The organism is Rahnella sp. CJA17(1/100), from assembly GCF_963881615.1.
Taxonomy (GTDB): Bacteria; Pseudomonadota; Gammaproteobacteria; order Enterobacterales; family Enterobacteriaceae; genus Rahnella; species Rahnella aceris.
The window spans coordinates 234,140-249,630 of record NZ_CAWOJA010000033.1 but is presented as its reverse complement, the minus strand read 5'-3'; the positions used below and the strand labels follow the sequence as shown (position 1 = coordinate 249,630).

Here is a 15,491-nt window from a genome sequence, read left to right as displayed (position 1 = left end):
CTCAATGGAGATAAACTATGGAATACCGTCTGTTAGGCCGGTCTGGCCTGAAAGTTTCAGTTCTCAGCCTGGGTACCATGACGTTTGGTGGTCAGGGGAAATTTGCCAAAACCGGGCAAACTGACGTTGAGGCCGCACAACGCCAGACAGGATTATGTCTTGATGCCGGGATTAATCTGTTCGATACCGCCGATGTCTATTCTGGCGGTGAATCGGAAGTGATCCTCGGTAAAGCACTGGGCAACAAACGTCACGACGTGCTGGTGGCCAGTAAAGCCCGCTTTCCAATGGGTGAAGGCCCGAATGACCGTGGTTCGTCCCGTCATCATATTCTGCGCGCTTGTGAAGCCAGCCTGAAACGTCTGAACACGGATTATCTGGATTTATATCAGTTGCATGAATGGGACGGCCTGACGCCACTGGAAGAAACGCTGCGGGCGCTCGACGATCTGGTCAGCAGTGGCAAAGTGCGTTACGTCGGTATCTCTAACTTCTCCGCCTGGCACGTGATGAAAACGCTGGGCGTGGCCGACGCTAACCACTATATCCGTCCGGTCAGTCAGCAAATCCATTACACCCTGCAGGCGCGTGAAGCTGAATATGAGTTGCTGCCCGCCGCGCAGGATCAGGGGCTGGGCGTGCTGGTCTGGAGCCCGCTGGCAGGCGGCCTGCTTTCCGGTAAATATCGCCGCAATCAGGCGGCACCGGAAGGCACCCGTCATCTGGCCGACTGGGGCGAACCGCCGGTGCGTGATGAAAGTGCGCTGTACGACGTGGTCGATGTGCTGGTGGACATCGCCGAAGCCCGTGGCGTTTCTGCGGCGCAGATTGCGCTGGCCTGGCTGATTGCCCGTCCGCAGGTGACGTCGGTGATTGTCGGGGCGCGCAACGACACGCAGTTGCAGGATAACCTGCTCGCCGCTGATTTAACCCTCAATAACGAAGAAATTGAACGACTTAATCAGGTCAGCCAGTTACCTTTGTTGTATCCTTACTGGCATCAGGCGCAGACCGCACCGGATCGCTTGTCTGTAGCGGATTTATCGCTGATCGCGCCCTATCTGAAAAAGTAACTGCAACAAAATGATACGCACTGAGACCGGTTGACTATGCCGGTCTCGTTATTTTTGTGTTAATACTTAAAGAGTTTCTTTAGTGGGCCTCGTGCACACCTTGCTTAAAAACTGAGGAATACCGGGATGATTATTTTTGTTACCGGCGCAACTGCCGGATTTGGTGCTGAAATCGCACGTAAATTTGTTAAAGAAGGCCATAAAGTGATTGCCACCGGTCGCCGTAAAGAGCGTCTGGATGACCTGAAAGCCGAACTGGGAGACGCGCTGTACGCTGTTGAACTGGACGTGACTAACCGGGCTTCTATTGAAGAAGCTATCGCCAGCCTGCCTGCTGACTGGCGTAACATTGATGTTCTGGTTAACAACGCCGGTCTGGCACTCGGTCTGGAAAAAGCGGATAAAGCCTCGCTGGAAGACTGGGACAAAATGATCGACACCAACACCAAAGGGCTGGTGTACATGACCCGCGCCGTGTTGCCGGGCATGGTTGAACGCAACACCGGGCATGTGATCAACATCGGTTCCACCGCAGGCAACTGGCCATACGCAGGCGGCAACGTGTATGGCGCGACCAAAGCGTTTGTGCGTCAGTTCAGTCTGAACCTGCGCACCGACCTGCATGGCACCCACGTTCGCGTCACCAATATCGAGCCGGGCCTGTGCGGTGGTACTGAATTCTCCAGCGTGCGCTTTAAAGGGGACGACGAGAAAGTCAGTAAAACCTACGATAACACTAATCCGCTCACCGCAGCCGATGTGGCCGAATCCGTGTTCTGGGTATCCACCCTGCCGGCACACGTCAACATCAACAGCATCGAAATGATGCCGGTCAGCCAGTCTCTCGCCGGTTTGCAGGTACATCGCGAAGGGTAATATTGCGCCCTGACTGACACGAAAAGCAGCTCCGGCTGCTTTTTTATTATCTGCCTTTTATCAGTGCGCACAAAAAAGGCGCGGCAACCTGCCCGCGCCTTTCCGACATCCGGCAACCGAAAACGTATTACGCGCTCAGCCAGCCCAGTTTAATCACAAACAGAATCGACAAGACGATAAGCGCCGAGTTCAGCTCACGCCAGCGACCGGTCAGCAGTTTTGCCAGCGTCCAGGTGATGAAACCAAATGCGATACCGTTGGCGATGGAATACGTGAACGGCATGGTCAGCGCAGTCACGGTAACAGGTGCTGCCACGGTGATGTCTTTCCAGTCGATTTCAGCCAGGCCAGACGTCATCAGAACCGCGATGAACAACAGAGCCGGAGCCGTTGCGAAGGCCGGAACGCTGCCTGCCAGCGGAGCGAAGAACAGGCTCAGCAGGAACAGAATAGCCACCACAATCGCCGTCAGACCGGTACGTCCGCCAGCGCTCACGCCTGCTGCGGATTCGATGTAGCTGGTGGTGGTTGAGGTGCCGAGCAGTGAACCGAACAATGCCGCCGCACTGTCAGCGACCAGCGCACGGCCCATTTTCGGGATATTGCCGTCTTCATCCGCCAGCCCTGCGCGTTTGGTCACGCCAATCAGGGTGCCGGAGTTGTCGAACACATCCACGAACAGGAACGCGAACACCACGCTAATCAGCGAAACGTTAAACGCGCCTTTGATGTCCAGTTGCATGAAGGTTGGCGCAATGGAAGGTGGCATCGACATTACGCCGCCAAACGGCGAATAACCCAGTGCAATCGCCAGAACGGTCACGGCCAGCACACCGATCAGCACCGCACCGGTGATTTTACGCGCTTCCAGCACCACAATCAGAATGAAACCGAGCATCGCAAACAGCGGACCCGGCTTGGTCAGATCGCCCAGACCGACCAGCGTCGCCGGGTTAGCGATCACGATACCGGCATTTTCCAGCGCAATCAGCGCCAGGAATAAACCGATACCCGCCGCAATGGCCGAACGCAATGGCAGCGGAATACTGCGGATAATCCATTCGCGGATTTTAAAAATCGATAACGCGAAGAAAATACAGGCTGAAAGGAAAACGGCCCCCAGCGCGATCTGCCAGGTGTAACCCATATGCAGCACCACGGTGTAGGTGAAGAAGGCGTTTAAACCCATGCCCGGTGCCAGTGCAATCGGGTAGTTGGCGATAAAGCCCATCAGTGCGGAACCGATTGCGGCAGCAAGACAAGTAGCCACGAAAACCGAACCTTTATCCATCCCCGTCGCGCCCAAAATAGACGGGTTAACAAACAGAATGTAGGCCATTGCTAAAAATGTAGTGAGTCCAGCCACAATCTCAGTCCGCACGTTAGTACGGTGAGCTTTTAACTTAAATAGTTTTTCTAACATGAGAAGGAATCTCTTGGTCGCGTGATCACTTTCAGTCTGGTGATCAAAAATGCACGCTTGTTATTAGTGTTGTTTTTCAAAACACACGCACGCGCACCAGCAGAACGAACGCCACAATTCGTCCCACCATTATCCCGTGGAATACGGCACGCGAGCTTAAACGTGTTTTGACGAACCCTGTCATTGCCCGTTTTGCCTGTAAAACAACCTGAGGTGATTGTTTTACAAAGGGGCATCGCACAATCTAGGAAAAATGAGTGATGCAGTCCATAATAGTTATCTCACTTATTCACTGCATAAATTAGTACACCCATGTCGCCATTCTCCCGTTTTTCGCAATATTTTACCGAAGTCGCCCGAACAGGAAGTTTGCGCAAAGCGGCAGAAGTGCTGCACGTCTCGGCTTCAGCCATAAACCGGCAGATCCTGCAGGCTGAACAAACGCTGGAAACCCCGCTGTTTGAACGCTTACCGACGGGTCTGAAACTGACCTCGGCAGGCGAAATTTTATTCGATGACATCCGCCGCTGGCGGAAAGAATTTTCCCGCACCCGCGAACGTTTCGATGAAATTCAGGGACTGCGACGCGGGCATGTCACCATCTCTATGATTGCCGCTCTCAGCGAAGGCATGGTGGCGGAACTGATTGCCGACGTGGGCGCAGAACACCCTTACCTGACGTTTGATATCCGCATCGAAGACAGCCGGAACATCAGCGAACAGGTCAGTTCAGCGGAAGTGGATTTTGGATTGTTGCTCGATCCCGTCGAACATACCGGGCTGGAAGTACGCGCTTTTGCGGAATTGCCCATCGGGATTGCGATGCCGGTGGGTCATAAACTGTCGCAGAAGGAATCGTTGTCGTTCAGCGACATCGCCTCCTACCGGCAGATCATTCCCTCCGAACCGCTGATGGTCAATGCCCGCGCCAGACTGCTGTATAACCGCTATCAGTTACTGGAAACGCCGTCGATCGTTTGTAATGACGTGCGCATGATGCGCGAACTTATCCGTAAAGGGGCCGGCGTTGGCGTGCTGAGTTTGTTAGATGTATTGCCAGATTTACAGGAAAAGCGACTGGCGTTTGTGCCGCTTCAGGGCCGCAGTGCCAAACCGCTGACGCTGGCGTTGTGCGTTGCCCCGCGCCGCCAGTTATCCCGCGCGGCGCAAATTGTGATTCAGAAAGTGATTGTGCTGATGGAAAGATTATCGCAATAGCCGTTCACGCCGTTTTCCAGCCAGAAATGATGATCAGCATCCCCGCCAGAGCCACACATGCGCCCAGCCAGTCGGTGGCGCTGAGCTTCACGCCATCGACAAACCGCAGCCACAGCATGGCAGTCATGACATAAACCCCGCCGTAAGCCGCATACACCCTGCCGCTTGCCGCCGGATGCAATGTCAGCAACCAGACAAACGCCGCCAGGCTGAGCGCCGCAGGTAATAACAGCAGCACATTTGCCCCTTTGCGCAGCCAGAGATAAGGTAAAAAGCAGCCAATGATTTCTGCCAGTGCGGTCGCAAAGAACAGTAAAGACGTTTTGAGCATAATTGGGCCAGGTTTACAGTCCGAAGTTCAATAAGATATCAACCAGTTTACCGGCAAAGGGTGACGTCATTCGGCCGGATGTTATAATGCAATTATTCGCCTGAGCGATGTGTAAATTAAAAGGATGAGCTGATGAATACAACGTTTAAATCCCGACTGACCCGCAGCATTCTGCCTGTGGCTTTGCTGGCTATAACCGCCAGCTGGCAGGCGCCTGCACTCGCGGCCACCAATTGTGCGGGCGGAACCTGTGTCTTTGGTGGTACCGGCAATGATGCCATGACCAACGAAGAAGCACGTCAGAGCAAAGAGCAATGGAATGAAACCCAACGCCTGCGCGCCATGAAAAACCAGCGTAACGAGAAAGACTTCTCCAAATACGACAATTCGATTGATCTGCGCGACAAGTGTCAGGCCAGCCAAAACATCAATGCGTACTGGGAACCGAACACTGAGCGCTGCCTTGACCGTCGTAATGGCCGTCAGTTACTGGCTCCGTAAATCCTATCTGCTAGACTCATAAGTACACTGGTTTTCATAAAAGGAATGAATGATGAAAAAGACACTTTTAGCGGGTCTTGCTGTCGTTATGTTCGCACCGCTGATGGCACAGGCTTCCTGTGAAAGCGTAAAAGCTGACATTACCCAGAAAATCGTGGCAAACGGCTTGCCTGAATCAGGGTTTAAACTCGATATCGTGCCAAATGATCAGGCCGATCAGACTGGCGGGCAGGTCGTGGGCCACTGCGGCAATGACAGTCAGAAGATTGTGTATACCAAAACCGCCGATGCGGGTGACAGTTCAGCGGCAAGTCCTAAGACCGGGACCAGCCAGGATTCACAGTAATATTCGCGGTGATATCGGAGCGGATATCACCGGCGGTTTATCACTTGTAGTGAAAGCCCGATGACCTGATCGGGAACCTTTCGGTTTCTTAATAACAGTTATCATACGATCTTCGCACCGAAACCACCGGGAGAGAAAAGTGCTTTTTCCCTCCCGGATCTCCCTTCACGTTTTCAACACACGCTGCCGCTCCGTTCAGCAAGCTTTCTGAAACAACCTTGCCTTTTAAAAAAACAAAACAAGTAAGGTGATGAGTTGCAGCGACTCCTGCCACCATTTCGACTACAATGGTAGCCACTTTCCTCACAGGATGCGGTAAAAATGAAAAGACTGACCCAACAAGATATGACGGAAAGCGAACAGCGTGAGTTAAAAACACTGCTGGACAGAGCCCGTAAAGCACAGGGCCGTGAGCTGACGAATTCGGAAAATAACCGGATTAAAGATGACTACATCGATACGTTGATGGCAGAAAAAGAAAAAGTCGCTGCGAAAGCGCGGGCCGAAAAGCGCCGTAATAAAGCCGTTCCAAGCACTTCTGCAACATACGACTGGACAGCCCGCACTCATCCGCGTGGTCGTCGTTAAACGTTAACTGAACCTCTGCGTTCCTCACGCAGAGGCCTCAGCCTTCAGGCTTCCAGTAATCTGAAACCGTGCGTTCCGTCTTTTTCCAACTGCCCGACCAGCCCGTATTCCCAGTCCAGATAATCCTGCATCGCCTGCGGGCTGACATCCGTGCCTTCGTACGGACGACGATATCTGTCTTGCGCGTCGTCCAGATAAACAGAATCCCCCCGCTCAAGCAGCAACCCGTGGTCGATCCAGCCCACCGTGCCTTTCTCCAGCAAATAAACGGGTTTGCCGGTTAATCCGGCCACTTCCGTGACAGCGTAACGAGCCAGCAAACCGCTGGTGCAGGTGACAACCAAACGCGCTTTCTCCGGTTGTAAGGCAATAATTTGCGGAATATTGCCCCGTGTTGTCCAGACCGCACCCGGAATGCGCCGGTTACGGAAATTCGCGCTGGTGGTGAGATCGAGAATGCCGGTATTGCCCTCACTCAGCCAGTTCAGCAGTTGTTCCGGTTTGACAGATTCCACAGCCGGTGCGGGCGCAACCCGGGCTTTCCAGTCGCCTTGTTCCGTCAGATCTTCAGCCCTCACTTCGGCGATATACACTTCCCAGTTCATCTGTGCCAGCCATGAGGCCGCCATGCGCGCACGCACGCCATCATTATCCACCAGCACTATTCGCGCACCACGAACGCTGGCATAGTGATCGGTTTCCTGAACCAACTGGCCACCGGGAACGTGTCGCGTGCCTGCCAGATGCCCGGCACGAAACTCTTCTGCCGTGCGCACGTCAAACACGTATAACGTGCGGGCATCATCCTGTTGCCAGTCACGTAATTGTGACAACGTCACTGAACGTACGCCCGCGCGTAAAGCCAGAGTTTGCGCGCCTTTCAACGCAACCCTGCGTGAGGCTTCACTCAGTGCCGGAAACTGTTTATGTTGCAGGTGCGACAGTGCCTGCCCCGCCAGCGTCCAGCCAATCGTACCGTTACGCAATGCAGACACCGGCTGCGTAAATCCGGCATTAATCAGAGATTGCGTGCCGATAATGCTGCGGGTACGCCCCGCACAATTGATGATCACCTGCGTGTTGTCATCAGGCACCACATCTTTCAGGCGCAGCACAAGTTCGCCTCCCGGTACGCTCACGCCGCCCGGAATACTCATCACCTGGTATTCATCAAAACGGCGCACATCCAGCACAGCAATGTTTGCCCCCTGCTGTTGCAATGCCAGCACCTGTTCCGCACTCAGGGACGGTGTCTCGTAATGATGTTCAACCCATTCCCCGAAGGCTTTACTGGGCGCGTTCACATCAATAAATATCTCACCGCCCGCTTCTTTCCAGCCAGCCAGATCACCGGCCAGCAACGCGATATTCTGATACCCCAGCGATTTCAGCAATTGAGCCGCCCGCATGGTTTTACGCTCGCCGCGCTGCACGTCATAAAATTCACCGTTGTCATACAACGTAATAGCCGTCAGACGGTTTGGTATGCGATCCAGCACTTCCAGTTCGAGTTTAGACAAAGCCAGATTGGCAGCAAATAAAGGATGTCCGGTGGCAAAGGCCGCTTCTTCACGCAGGTCAACCAGCGCCACATCCTGTCCTTCGAGCAACGCCTCGCGGAGTTCAGAAAAATGGCGCAAAGGCAGTGAATATGAATCAGTCATGATTTCTCTCTTTTGACAGGTCCCAGATATTGGGAAGGTGCGGGCTGGAGTAGCCGGAAATAAAGGTTTTCCCGGTGCCGTCTGGCAGATAAACCGCCCGTGAAACCGCACCGATATTGCCGCCGTAAACGTGAATGCTGACCGAGACCTGATCCTTGAAAAAATTGCTGACCTGGTGGATATCCAGCTGATCGGGGGAGATTTTCCCGACGTCGCCAACGTGCAGCGTAATGGGATTTCCTTCCGGTTGCAGCGTTCCGTCGGGGTGGCGGGTATAATTCTGGCTGACTTCTGCACCGCGCAGCATACCTATCAGCCCCCAGACACGATGGTCATGCACCGGTGTTTTCTGCCCCGGCCCCCAGACAAAACTCACCACAGAAAAACGCGACAGCGGATCGGCGTACAAGAGATATTGCTGATAATGTTCAGGATGAGGCTGCGCAAACTCCTCCGGCAGCCAGTTATCTTCGCCGATAAGACGGGTCAGCAGTTCGCTTCCCTGCGCCAGTATTTGCGTCTGGCCGTGCGGTTCCTGCACCAGCCGGGTGAAGTCCGCCAGAAATTGTCTCAGCGGCGCGAGCTGTAAAGTCGTCATCACTTTCCTCATACTTCATCACTGTTTCCGACAGGTTAGCATCGCCATGATCCAAGCAAAATTCATTTTATGGATAAGCTAATATGCAAATCACACATAAAAATGTGCATCAGGATCCAGCGTCCGCGTGAAAATTGTTTTATCCTGCCGGCATCCGTTTTTACGTTAATCCTGACGCTGAGTGCCTATGAAAATTGAAGACCTGACTGCTTTTGTCGCCGTTATCCGCCTGCAATCTACCCGGCTTGCCGCCGATGAGCTGGGGCTGACACAGCCGGCAATTACCCGTCGGGTACAAAATTTTGAAGAATCGCTGGGCATTCCGCTGCTGAACCGCCAGACCAAACCCCTGAAACCCACGCTGATGGGCAACCGTGTTTATCAGCAATGCCGTCATATCTTGCGTGAGGTGGATGCGCTCAGTGATTTGGTTGCCGCCGACAGTCCACCTTCCGGCCTTCTGCGCCTTGCCGTGCCACAAAGCCTGAGCGAAAGCAGTCTGTTGCCTGCCCTGAAAACCCTGTCTGCGCAATTTCCGCAAATCCAGCCGCGACTTTCCAGCGGCTGGGGCGACGAATTATTGTTACGGATACAGCAGCAGGAACTGGAAGCGGCGGTCGTGCTGTTCCCCGCCAGTAAGCAATTCCCGGAGGGTGTCGAAAACCAGCCGCTGGGTACGGTCGATTTAGTGGTTGTCGGCCCGAAAGCACCGCAGGCTTTGCCACAACGTCTGGAAGATTGTTATCAGCACGGGTGGATCCTCAATCCGCATGGCTGTGGTTTCCGCGCCGCCCTGCAGCGCGCGCTGACTGAACAGGGTTTACCTTTGCTCATCAATCTTGAGGCGTTTGGCACGACCTTACAATTATCCCTGATTGCTGAAGGGCGCGGCCTGGGGCTGATGCCGCGTGCGCTGGTAGAAAAACATGCACTGCGCCCTGAACTGGCGCTGTATGACCTGAAAGATTTCGCCCCCCGCAGCCAGTTGTGGCTGATTTATCCCAACGTTCCTGCGAGTCAGGTACCGGCGATTGATGCGTTTGCCGCGGCGATAGCTAACGGGTTGGATTGTGGCAGGTAGTGATTATGGAATTGCCATCCGGACTGGCATTAAGGTCAACCCCCTGGGCGCGATGCCCAAAGCAACACCGATTCATGCACATTTTTTATATTAGCTTATGAAGATAATGAATTTCTCACATAGTAAGTTGCCGTTTATGGTGATAACTCCTGCCAGCGCAGACCTTCATCCGCTGGCCTCATCCCGAGGAGTGACAGCCTATGAGCGTGCAATTTATTGGTATGATCGGACACCGTCTGGCTTCTGAAATCATCCCACCGACCGGCCCGATTTTCGATAAAAAATACATTTCTGATTTCGCCAAAGCCCATGAAGATGCTGGCTTTGACCGCATTCTGGTGGCCTATGCCTCCGACCAGCCCGATGCTTTTCTGGTCACCGCACACGCCGGGGCCAGCACATCCCGCATTCATTTTCTTCTGGCTCACCGGCCGGGATTCGTCGCGCCGACCCTCGCCGCCCGAAAGCTGGCGACCCTCGACCACCTGCTTGATGGTCGCGTGGCAGTGCATATCATCAGCGGTGGCAGCGATGCGGAACAACGCCGTGACGGTGATTATGTGGCGAAATCCGGCCGCTATCAGCGCACGGATGAATACATCGATGTACTGAAACAGAGCTGGTATTCAGAAACCGGTTTTGACCATCAGGGTGAATTTTATCAGGCGGAAAATGCTTTCTCAGCCATTAAGCCCTGTCAGAAAAAACTGCCGGTATTTTTCGGCGGATCTTCCGATGATGCCATCCGTGTTGCAGGTAAACAGGCGGATGTGTTTGCGTTATGGGGCGAGCCGCTGGCCAGTGCGGCAGAAACGGTGGAAGCGGTAAAAGCCTCTGCGGCAAAACACAACCGGGATATTAACTTCAGTATTTCCTTCCGCCCTATCCTCGGCAAAACAGAAGAAGAAGCCTGGGCGAAAGCGGATGAAATTCTCACTAAAGCCACCGCCCTGCAAGCTGAGAAAGGTCAGGTGCAGGCAGCCAACCCCCAAAGCGTGGGAGCTCAGCGTTTACTGAAAGCCGTCGCGCAAGGCGATCGTCTCGATTCCTGCCTGTGGACCGGCATCGCCGGGCTGACTGGCGGCGGTTCCAACTCTACGGCCCTGGTCGGTACGCCGGAACAGGTCTCCGATGCACTGTTGAAATATTACGATCTGGGCATCACCACTTTCCTGATCCGCGGCTTTGATCCGCTGAATGACGCCGTCGAATACGGTAAGAGTCTGATCCCGCTGACGAAGCAGAAAATCGCTGCGCGGGAAGCCCGAAAACACACCGCCGTTACTGCCCTGAGTTAAGGAAACCCGATGCGACTGAATGTGAGAAATCTTCTGCTGCTGGTCACGCTGACCGGCGCTGTGTTCGCCACAAATGCCGAACAAATTACCCTGCGGGTCGCCGATCAGAAAGGCAACATGCGGGCACAGCTGGAAGCGGCAAATAAGCTGGATAAGCTGCCCTATAAAATTGAATGGTCAGAGTTTCCGGCTGCTGCGCCGCTGGCAGAAGCGCTGAATGCACAGGCGGTAGATGTGGGCATTATCGGTGATGCGCCGCTGTTATTTGCACAGGCCGCAGGTGCGCAGGTAAAAGCCATCGCCGTGGATAAGTCAGACGCCTACGGCACAGCGCTGCTGGTGAAAGCGGACAGCCCGGTCAAAAGCGCCGCAGATCTGAAAGGCAAAAGTATCGCGACTAACCGCGGTTCCATCGGACATTTTGTCGCGCTGAAAGCCCTCGCCTCTGCCGGACTGAGCGCCAAAGACGTCACGTTCCGCTTCCTGCCGCCAAGCGATGCGAAGCTGGCTCTGACGCAAGGTTCAGTGGATGTCTGGGCAACGTGGGAACCCTACACCGCCTTCGCTGAGACTCAGGATCATCTGCGTGTGGTCGTAAATGGCCGCGGCTTGTGGTCGGGTAACAGCTTCCTTGCCGCGACGGATACGGCGCTGAAAGATAAAGCTAAACGCGAGGCCATCGCTGACTATCTGCAGCGCCTGAGCGATGCACAGATATGGGCGTATAAAAATCTGGATGCGTACAGCGAAAAACTGGCGAAAATCATCGGCTTCCCGCTGGACGCCGCAAAGCTGGGGTTCGAGCGTCGTAAATCCTACTGGCAGCCGATAGATGCCGCAACCGAGACGCAGCAACAGCAAACAGCAGATTTCTATCACGCGCAGGGATTATTGCCCGTCGCGCTGAATGTCAGCGGCACCTTTGATCATTCGTTCCTGCTGAAATAATCGCGAAGAAGCGTAATGCCCCCCCGTTACATCACTTCCCGAAAAATCGGGGAGTGATGTACACAGATAAGCTAAGTTTTCAGCGAGTTGAAGAAACTGTGAACTGTCGCCCTGCAAGAAAAGTCCGGACGTGGTTAATAGAAGATGTCGCCCGAAATCAGGCTTAGCTAACAGGATGCAGCATGGAAAATTACGCCAACAAAAGCGGTGATTCACAGGTTGTCAGCTTCCAGATTGATGCCAACTCGATCAAAATCCGCTTCAAGAACAATCACGTTTATCTCTACGATATCCGCCATCCTGGCCCCGAACATCTCGAAAAAATGAAGGAACTGGCGCGCGCCGGTTGGGGTTTAAATACCTACATTGAAAGCGAAGTGAAAACGGATTTTTCTTCGAAAGTGTTTTAGGCCGTTCGGGGCGTCCGTGAGCCGGTCGCCCCGCTGCTTTTACCTGAATTACAGCTTGTTAACATTCCTCTGTGACAACGTCTCCAGACCCCGCTAGTTTAGGATTATTCAGTCACGGGCTGCCTGCATAAAACGGGCACGCCAGGGTTTCAGTACCCAGAGCGCCAGAATGGCGGTGACAAAATCCAGCGTGATGGCGCAGGTGAATACAACGTTCCATCCGCCCGTGTGCTGATAAATCAGTGCCGCAAGCGGGCCGCCAAAAATGGAGCCTATGCCCTGCGACATATACAACCAGCCATAATTGGCAGTGGCATTCTGACTTCCAAAGGTGTCGGTCAGCGTTGACGGGAACAAGGAAAAAATTTCTCCCCAGCCAAAAAACACCACGCCGGACAGCAGAACAAACAACACAGCATTGTCGCGGCACATCAGCCACAAAATCATCGCACAGCCTTCCAGCGCAAATGCGATAAACATCGTCTGCTCACGACCAAATTTATCCGAAATAAAACCGAACAGCGGGCGTGTCAGCCCGTTGGTAAAACGGTCAATGGTCAGTGCCAGCGGCAACGCGGCCATGCCAAACACCACCGCTTCGGTGATACCAAAATCATGGGCAAACACCGCCATTTGCGAGGTGACCATCAGCCCTGAAGTCGACATCATCGCCATCATGAAAAACATCAGCCAGAACAGAGGCTGTCTGAGCATTTGTTTCGGACGGTACTGTTTGCCTTCCGTCACCATGACCGGCACATCCTGACGCTCGCTGAGCGACGGCGGCAGCCGTAATCCCTGGCTGGCCAGAAAACCAATGACGGCGAAAATAACGCCAAAGATAATCAACGTACTTTCCAGCCCGCGACTGGTCAGTGACGTCGAAACAGGGAACGTGGTCAGAATCGCGCCCATTCCGTATCCGGCAGCCACCATTCCCGCCGCAAAGCCACGTTTATGCGGGAACCAGCGCACCATCAACCCGACGACACCGACATAAACAATGCCGGTACCCAGTCCGCCGATGCAGCCATAGACCAGATAAAGGCCGGTAATACTGCTGACTTGTGACGCCAGTACCCAACTGAACCCTGATAACAGCGTGCCGATTGAAATCAGTTTCCGCGGGCCAAAACGTTCAATCAGGCTGCCCTGAAAAGGAGAAAAGAAGGTTTGCAGAATTATCAGTAGCGAGAACGTAACCTGTAACTCTGCCAGCGGAACCCCCAGTTTAAGCGCGAGCGGTTTAGTCAGCAGAGTCCAGACATATTGCGGACTGGAAATCGCCGCCATGCAAATCAGCCCCAGAACTAACTGCCGCCACCGTGCGCTGCCCGCGATTGTCATGGGCATATTCAATGTTGTCATTCGTCGTCTCCCTTATTTCCTGTCAACGCCAGCCAAAGATTTTTAACATTGCTAGCAAGAAATAAGTTCTCAGCAACAAACATGCCACATTGATTCGATGGGATTTTCAGGTAATTACATCGGCCCTGTCCGACGGGGAGGAATAAAGATGTCGCCCCGGTGCCGCAGAATGGTCAACTGTGGTGCAGCATGCAAAAAAAAGAGCCTGCTTTTCGGGCAGGCTCTTTTTGCGTTTTGACCAGCGGAACAGACGTTAGATTTTCAGTTTCACGTAATCAATCGCACGGCTGATGATCCCGCCTTCTGCGACATCTTCCAGTGCCACCAGCGGTACGGTTTTGATGACTTTGCCGTTATCTACGATATTAATACTGCCGAGCTCCTGACCTTTCTTCAGCGGCGCGTCAATCTGCGGACGGGTCAGCACGTACTGGGCTTTCAGTTTATCGGCATCGGCCTGCGGCACGCTGATAAAGACATCACTCAGTGAACCGACCTTCACCTGTGCATTAGCACCAAACCAGACATGTTCGCTGGAAACGGTCTGATCAGCTTTGAAAATCTGTTTACTGGTATATTCGCGGAAACCCCAGGTCAGCAGTTTGCGCGCCTGTTCTTCGCGGCCTTTTGAGCTTTTACCGCCCATCACGACGGCGATCAGACGACGGTCGCCCTGCGTCGCAGAGGCAATAATATTGAAACCGGCACTTTCGGTGTGACCTGTTTTCAGGCCATCAACCTGCAGGTTTTTATCCCACAACAGGCCGTTACGGTTTTGCTGAGTGATGTTGTCATACGTCAGCGATTTTTCAGCATACATATGATATTCCTCAGGTTCCCCGCCGATAATGGCGCGGGAAAGTTTCGCCAGATCATAAGAGGTGGTGTATTGCCCCGGCGCGTCCAGGCCATGCACAGTCTCGAAATGGGTGTTGGTCAGCCCCATGCTCACTACGTACTGATTCATCATTCCTACGAATGAATCCTGGCTGCCCGCCACATAATCGGCCATGGCCACGCAGGCGTCATTACCGGAAGTAATGATGATGCCGCGGATCAGGTCACGGACGGTGACATGGTCACCTGGCTTTAGAAACATCAGTGAAGAACCGGCCAGACTTTTATTGCCAGCGACCCAGGCTTCCTGCGGTACCGTCACCACATCATCCATGGTGATTTTTTTATGATCTAACGCGCGGTCAATGACATAACCTGTCATCAGTTTGGTCAGGCTGGCCGGGTTACGGCGTTCATCCGGGTTGCCGGCGGCCAGCACATCACCGCTGGCATAATCCATCAGCACAAAAGAAGCGGCGTCAATGCTTGGCGGCACGACAGGGAAATCCAGTGGCGCGATAGCTTTCGCACTGCCTGCGGAGAACATCAATACACAAGATAAAACACTCATTACACTACGTTTCACTGAATCTTCCTTAAACACGCCATATTGCCGGGCTATTATTAAACTCGGCAATATATCAAAAACCTATGGGATAAAATCTGCGGCATAGGTTGCACTAAAACCCCCTGCAGAAAAACCCTTAGTCTTTTGCTAACCATTTCATAGTGAAACGGTTCTGTTACAACTTGCGTTAATTTCCACCAACACCCGCCACTGAGCCTGCAATCAGGTTTTATTATCACAACCCGCTGTTTTCAACAGGGATGAAATACGGTGATGCGCCCCTTTCCTTGCGGGGAATTTCCGTTATTCCCCGATATTTCCCTGCGATAGAGGATTCCTATCGCTCCATCACAGCATTCGATT

General features: G+C 53.5%; 16 protein-coding genes. 10 read left to right on the top strand and 6 right to left on the bottom strand.

Translation table 11 applies throughout. The annotated features are described in order from the left end of the window. The first annotated feature begins 17 nt into the window (after positions 1-17). Positions 18-1,073 carry an aldo/keto reductase gene (locus tag AACU55_RS15800; protein ID WP_013575537.1) on the top strand — a complete coding sequence of 352 codons (1,056 nt, stop codon included), beginning with the start codon at positions 18-20 and terminating at the stop codon, positions 1,071-1,073. Between the two features lie 126 nt (positions 1,074-1,199). Continuing rightward, positions 1,200-1,949, top strand: coding sequence for a bifunctional NADP-dependent 3-hydroxy acid dehydrogenase/3-hydroxypropionate dehydrogenase YdfG (gene ydfG, locus AACU55_RS15795; protein ID WP_112152274.1), 750 nt, complete (start codon positions 1,200-1,202; stop codon positions 1,947-1,949). A 127-nt stretch (positions 1,950-2,076) separates the two neighbouring features. On the opposite strand, the gene AACU55_RS15790 is transcribed toward ydfG, so the two are convergent. After that, the gene (locus tag AACU55_RS15790) at positions 2,077-3,372 is read right to left on the bottom strand and encodes an NCS2 family permease (RefSeq protein WP_013575539.1); all 1,296 of its coding nucleotides are present in this window, start codon (positions 3,370-3,372) and stop codon (positions 2,077-2,079) included. 312 nt (positions 3,373-3,684) lie between these two features. Here AACU55_RS15790 and AACU55_RS15785 point away from each other — a divergent pair, with 312 nt between their 5' ends. Then, a complete protein-coding gene (locus AACU55_RS15785; protein ID WP_013575540.1) occupies positions 3,685-4,590 on the top strand; it encodes a LysR family transcriptional regulator in 906 nt (301 codons plus the stop codon). Between the two features lie 4 nt (positions 4,591-4,594). Here AACU55_RS15785 and AACU55_RS15780 read toward each other — a convergent pair whose 3' ends face one another. Then, positions 4,595-4,921, bottom strand: coding sequence for a YnfA family protein (locus AACU55_RS15780; protein ID WP_013575541.1), 327 nt, complete (start codon positions 4,919-4,921; stop codon positions 4,595-4,597). 132 nt (positions 4,922-5,053) lie between these two features. Here AACU55_RS15780 and AACU55_RS15775 point away from each other — a divergent pair, with 132 nt between their 5' ends. The 3 genes from AACU55_RS15775 to AACU55_RS15765 all read left to right on the top strand — a co-directional run bounded on the left by AACU55_RS15775 (position 5,054) and on the right by AACU55_RS15765 (position 6,356). Then, positions 5,054-5,422, top strand: coding sequence for a DUF1283 family protein (locus AACU55_RS15775; RefSeq protein ID WP_037034037.1), 369 nt, complete (start codon positions 5,054-5,056; stop codon positions 5,420-5,422). A gap of 52 nt (positions 5,423-5,474) precedes the next feature. After that, positions 5,475-5,768 (top strand): DUF1161 domain-containing protein, encoded by a 294-nt coding sequence (locus AACU55_RS15770; protein WP_037034038.1) that lies wholly within the window; start codon positions 5,475-5,477, stop codon positions 5,766-5,768. Between the two features lie 321 nt (positions 5,769-6,089). Then, positions 6,090-6,356 carry a DUF3811 domain-containing protein gene (locus AACU55_RS15765; RefSeq protein ID WP_013575544.1) on the top strand — a complete coding sequence of 89 codons (267 nt, stop codon included), beginning with the start codon at positions 6,090-6,092 and terminating at the stop codon, positions 6,354-6,356. A 44-nt stretch (positions 6,357-6,400) separates the two neighbouring features. On the opposite strand, the gene AACU55_RS15760 is transcribed toward AACU55_RS15765, so the two are convergent. Continuing rightward, complete coding sequence (locus tag AACU55_RS15760) at positions 6,401-8,020, bottom strand: rhodanese-like domain-containing protein (protein ID WP_134705719.1); 1,620 nt, start codon at positions 8,018-8,020, stop codon at positions 6,401-6,403. Next, positions 8,013-8,618 (bottom strand): cysteine dioxygenase family protein, encoded by a 606-nt coding sequence (locus AACU55_RS15755; RefSeq protein WP_015689937.1) that lies wholly within the window; start codon positions 8,616-8,618, stop codon positions 8,013-8,015. The genes AACU55_RS15760 and AACU55_RS15755 overlap by 8 nt, the downstream gene beginning before the upstream one ends. Before the next feature lie 187 nt (positions 8,619-8,805). On the opposite strand from AACU55_RS15755, the gene AACU55_RS15750 reads away from it, so the two are divergent. The 4 genes from AACU55_RS15750 (at position 8,806) to AACU55_RS15735 (ending at position 12,355) form a co-directional block, all read left to right on the top strand. Continuing rightward, positions 8,806-9,699: a LysR family transcriptional regulator gene (locus tag AACU55_RS15750; RefSeq protein ID WP_013575547.1), complete on the top strand. Its 894-nt coding sequence runs from the start codon at positions 8,806-8,808 to the stop codon at positions 9,697-9,699. A 200-nt stretch (positions 9,700-9,899) separates the two neighbouring features. Further along, positions 9,900-10,997, top strand: a complete 1,098-nt coding sequence (locus tag AACU55_RS15745; RefSeq protein ID WP_134705718.1) for an LLM class flavin-dependent oxidoreductase — start codon at positions 9,900-9,902, stop codon at positions 10,995-10,997. 9 nt (positions 10,998-11,006) lie between these two features. Then, complete coding sequence (locus AACU55_RS15740) at positions 11,007-11,945, top strand: ABC transporter substrate-binding protein (protein ID WP_037034041.1); 939 nt, start codon at positions 11,007-11,009, stop codon at positions 11,943-11,945. Positions 11,946-12,127: 182 nt separating this feature from the next. Continuing rightward, positions 12,128-12,355: a hypothetical protein gene (locus AACU55_RS15735; RefSeq protein ID WP_013575551.1), complete on the top strand. Its 228-nt coding sequence runs from the start codon at positions 12,128-12,130 to the stop codon at positions 12,353-12,355. A 108-nt stretch (positions 12,356-12,463) separates the two neighbouring features. On the opposite strand, the gene oxlT is transcribed toward AACU55_RS15735, so the two are convergent. Both oxlT and AACU55_RS15725 read right to left on the bottom strand, forming a co-directional pair. Then, the gene (gene oxlT, locus AACU55_RS15730; protein ID WP_134705717.1) at positions 12,464-13,723 is read right to left on the bottom strand and encodes an oxalate/formate MFS antiporter; all 1,260 of its coding nucleotides are present in this window, start codon (positions 13,721-13,723) and stop codon (positions 12,464-12,466) included. Positions 13,724-13,976: 253 nt separating this feature from the next. Further along, positions 13,977-15,146 (bottom strand): serine hydrolase, encoded by a 1,170-nt coding sequence (locus AACU55_RS15725; RefSeq protein ID WP_037034044.1) that lies wholly within the window; start codon positions 15,144-15,146, stop codon positions 13,977-13,979. Between the last annotated feature and the right edge of the window lie 345 nt (positions 15,147-15,491).

Bases quoted from the DNA above. Each gene is read 5' to 3' on its own strand.
- AACU55_RS15800 (WP_013575537.1), top strand. From the start codon at position 18: ATGGAATACCGTCTGTTAGGCCGGTCTGGCCTGAAAGTTTCAGTTCTC.
- ydfG (WP_112152274.1), top strand. From the start codon at position 1,200: ATGATTATTTTTGTTACCGGCGCAACTGCCGGATTTGGTGCTGAAATC.
- AACU55_RS15790 (WP_013575539.1), bottom strand. From the start codon at position 3,372: ATGTTAGAAAAACTATTTAAGTTAAAAGCTCACCGTACTAACGTGCGG.
- AACU55_RS15785 (WP_013575540.1), top strand. From the start codon at position 3,685: ATGTCGCCATTCTCCCGTTTTTCGCAATATTTTACCGAAGTCGCCCGA.
- AACU55_RS15780 (WP_013575541.1), bottom strand. From the start codon at position 4,921: ATGCTCAAAACGTCTTTACTGTTCTTTGCGACCGCACTGGCAGAAATC.
- AACU55_RS15775 (WP_037034037.1), top strand. From the start codon at position 5,054: ATGAATACAACGTTTAAATCCCGACTGACCCGCAGCATTCTGCCTGTG.
- AACU55_RS15770 (WP_037034038.1), top strand. From the start codon at position 5,475: ATGAAAAAGACACTTTTAGCGGGTCTTGCTGTCGTTATGTTCGCACCG.
- AACU55_RS15765 (WP_013575544.1), top strand. From the start codon at position 6,090: ATGAAAAGACTGACCCAACAAGATATGACGGAAAGCGAACAGCGTGAG.
- AACU55_RS15760 (WP_134705719.1), bottom strand. From the start codon at position 8,020: ATGACTGATTCATATTCACTGCCTTTGCGCCATTTTTCTGAACTCCGC.
- AACU55_RS15755 (WP_015689937.1), bottom strand. From the start codon at position 8,618: ATGACGACTTTACAGCTCGCGCCGCTGAGACAATTTCTGGCGGACTTC.
- AACU55_RS15750 (WP_013575547.1), top strand. From the start codon at position 8,806: ATGAAAATTGAAGACCTGACTGCTTTTGTCGCCGTTATCCGCCTGCAA.
- AACU55_RS15745 (WP_134705718.1), top strand. From the start codon at position 9,900: ATGAGCGTGCAATTTATTGGTATGATCGGACACCGTCTGGCTTCTGAA.
- AACU55_RS15740 (WP_037034041.1), top strand. From the start codon at position 11,007: ATGCGACTGAATGTGAGAAATCTTCTGCTGCTGGTCACGCTGACCGGC.
- AACU55_RS15735 (WP_013575551.1), top strand. From the start codon at position 12,128: ATGGAAAATTACGCCAACAAAAGCGGTGATTCACAGGTTGTCAGCTTC.
- oxlT (WP_134705717.1), bottom strand. From the start codon at position 13,723: ATGACAACATTGAATATGCCCATGACAATCGCGGGCAGCGCACGGTGG.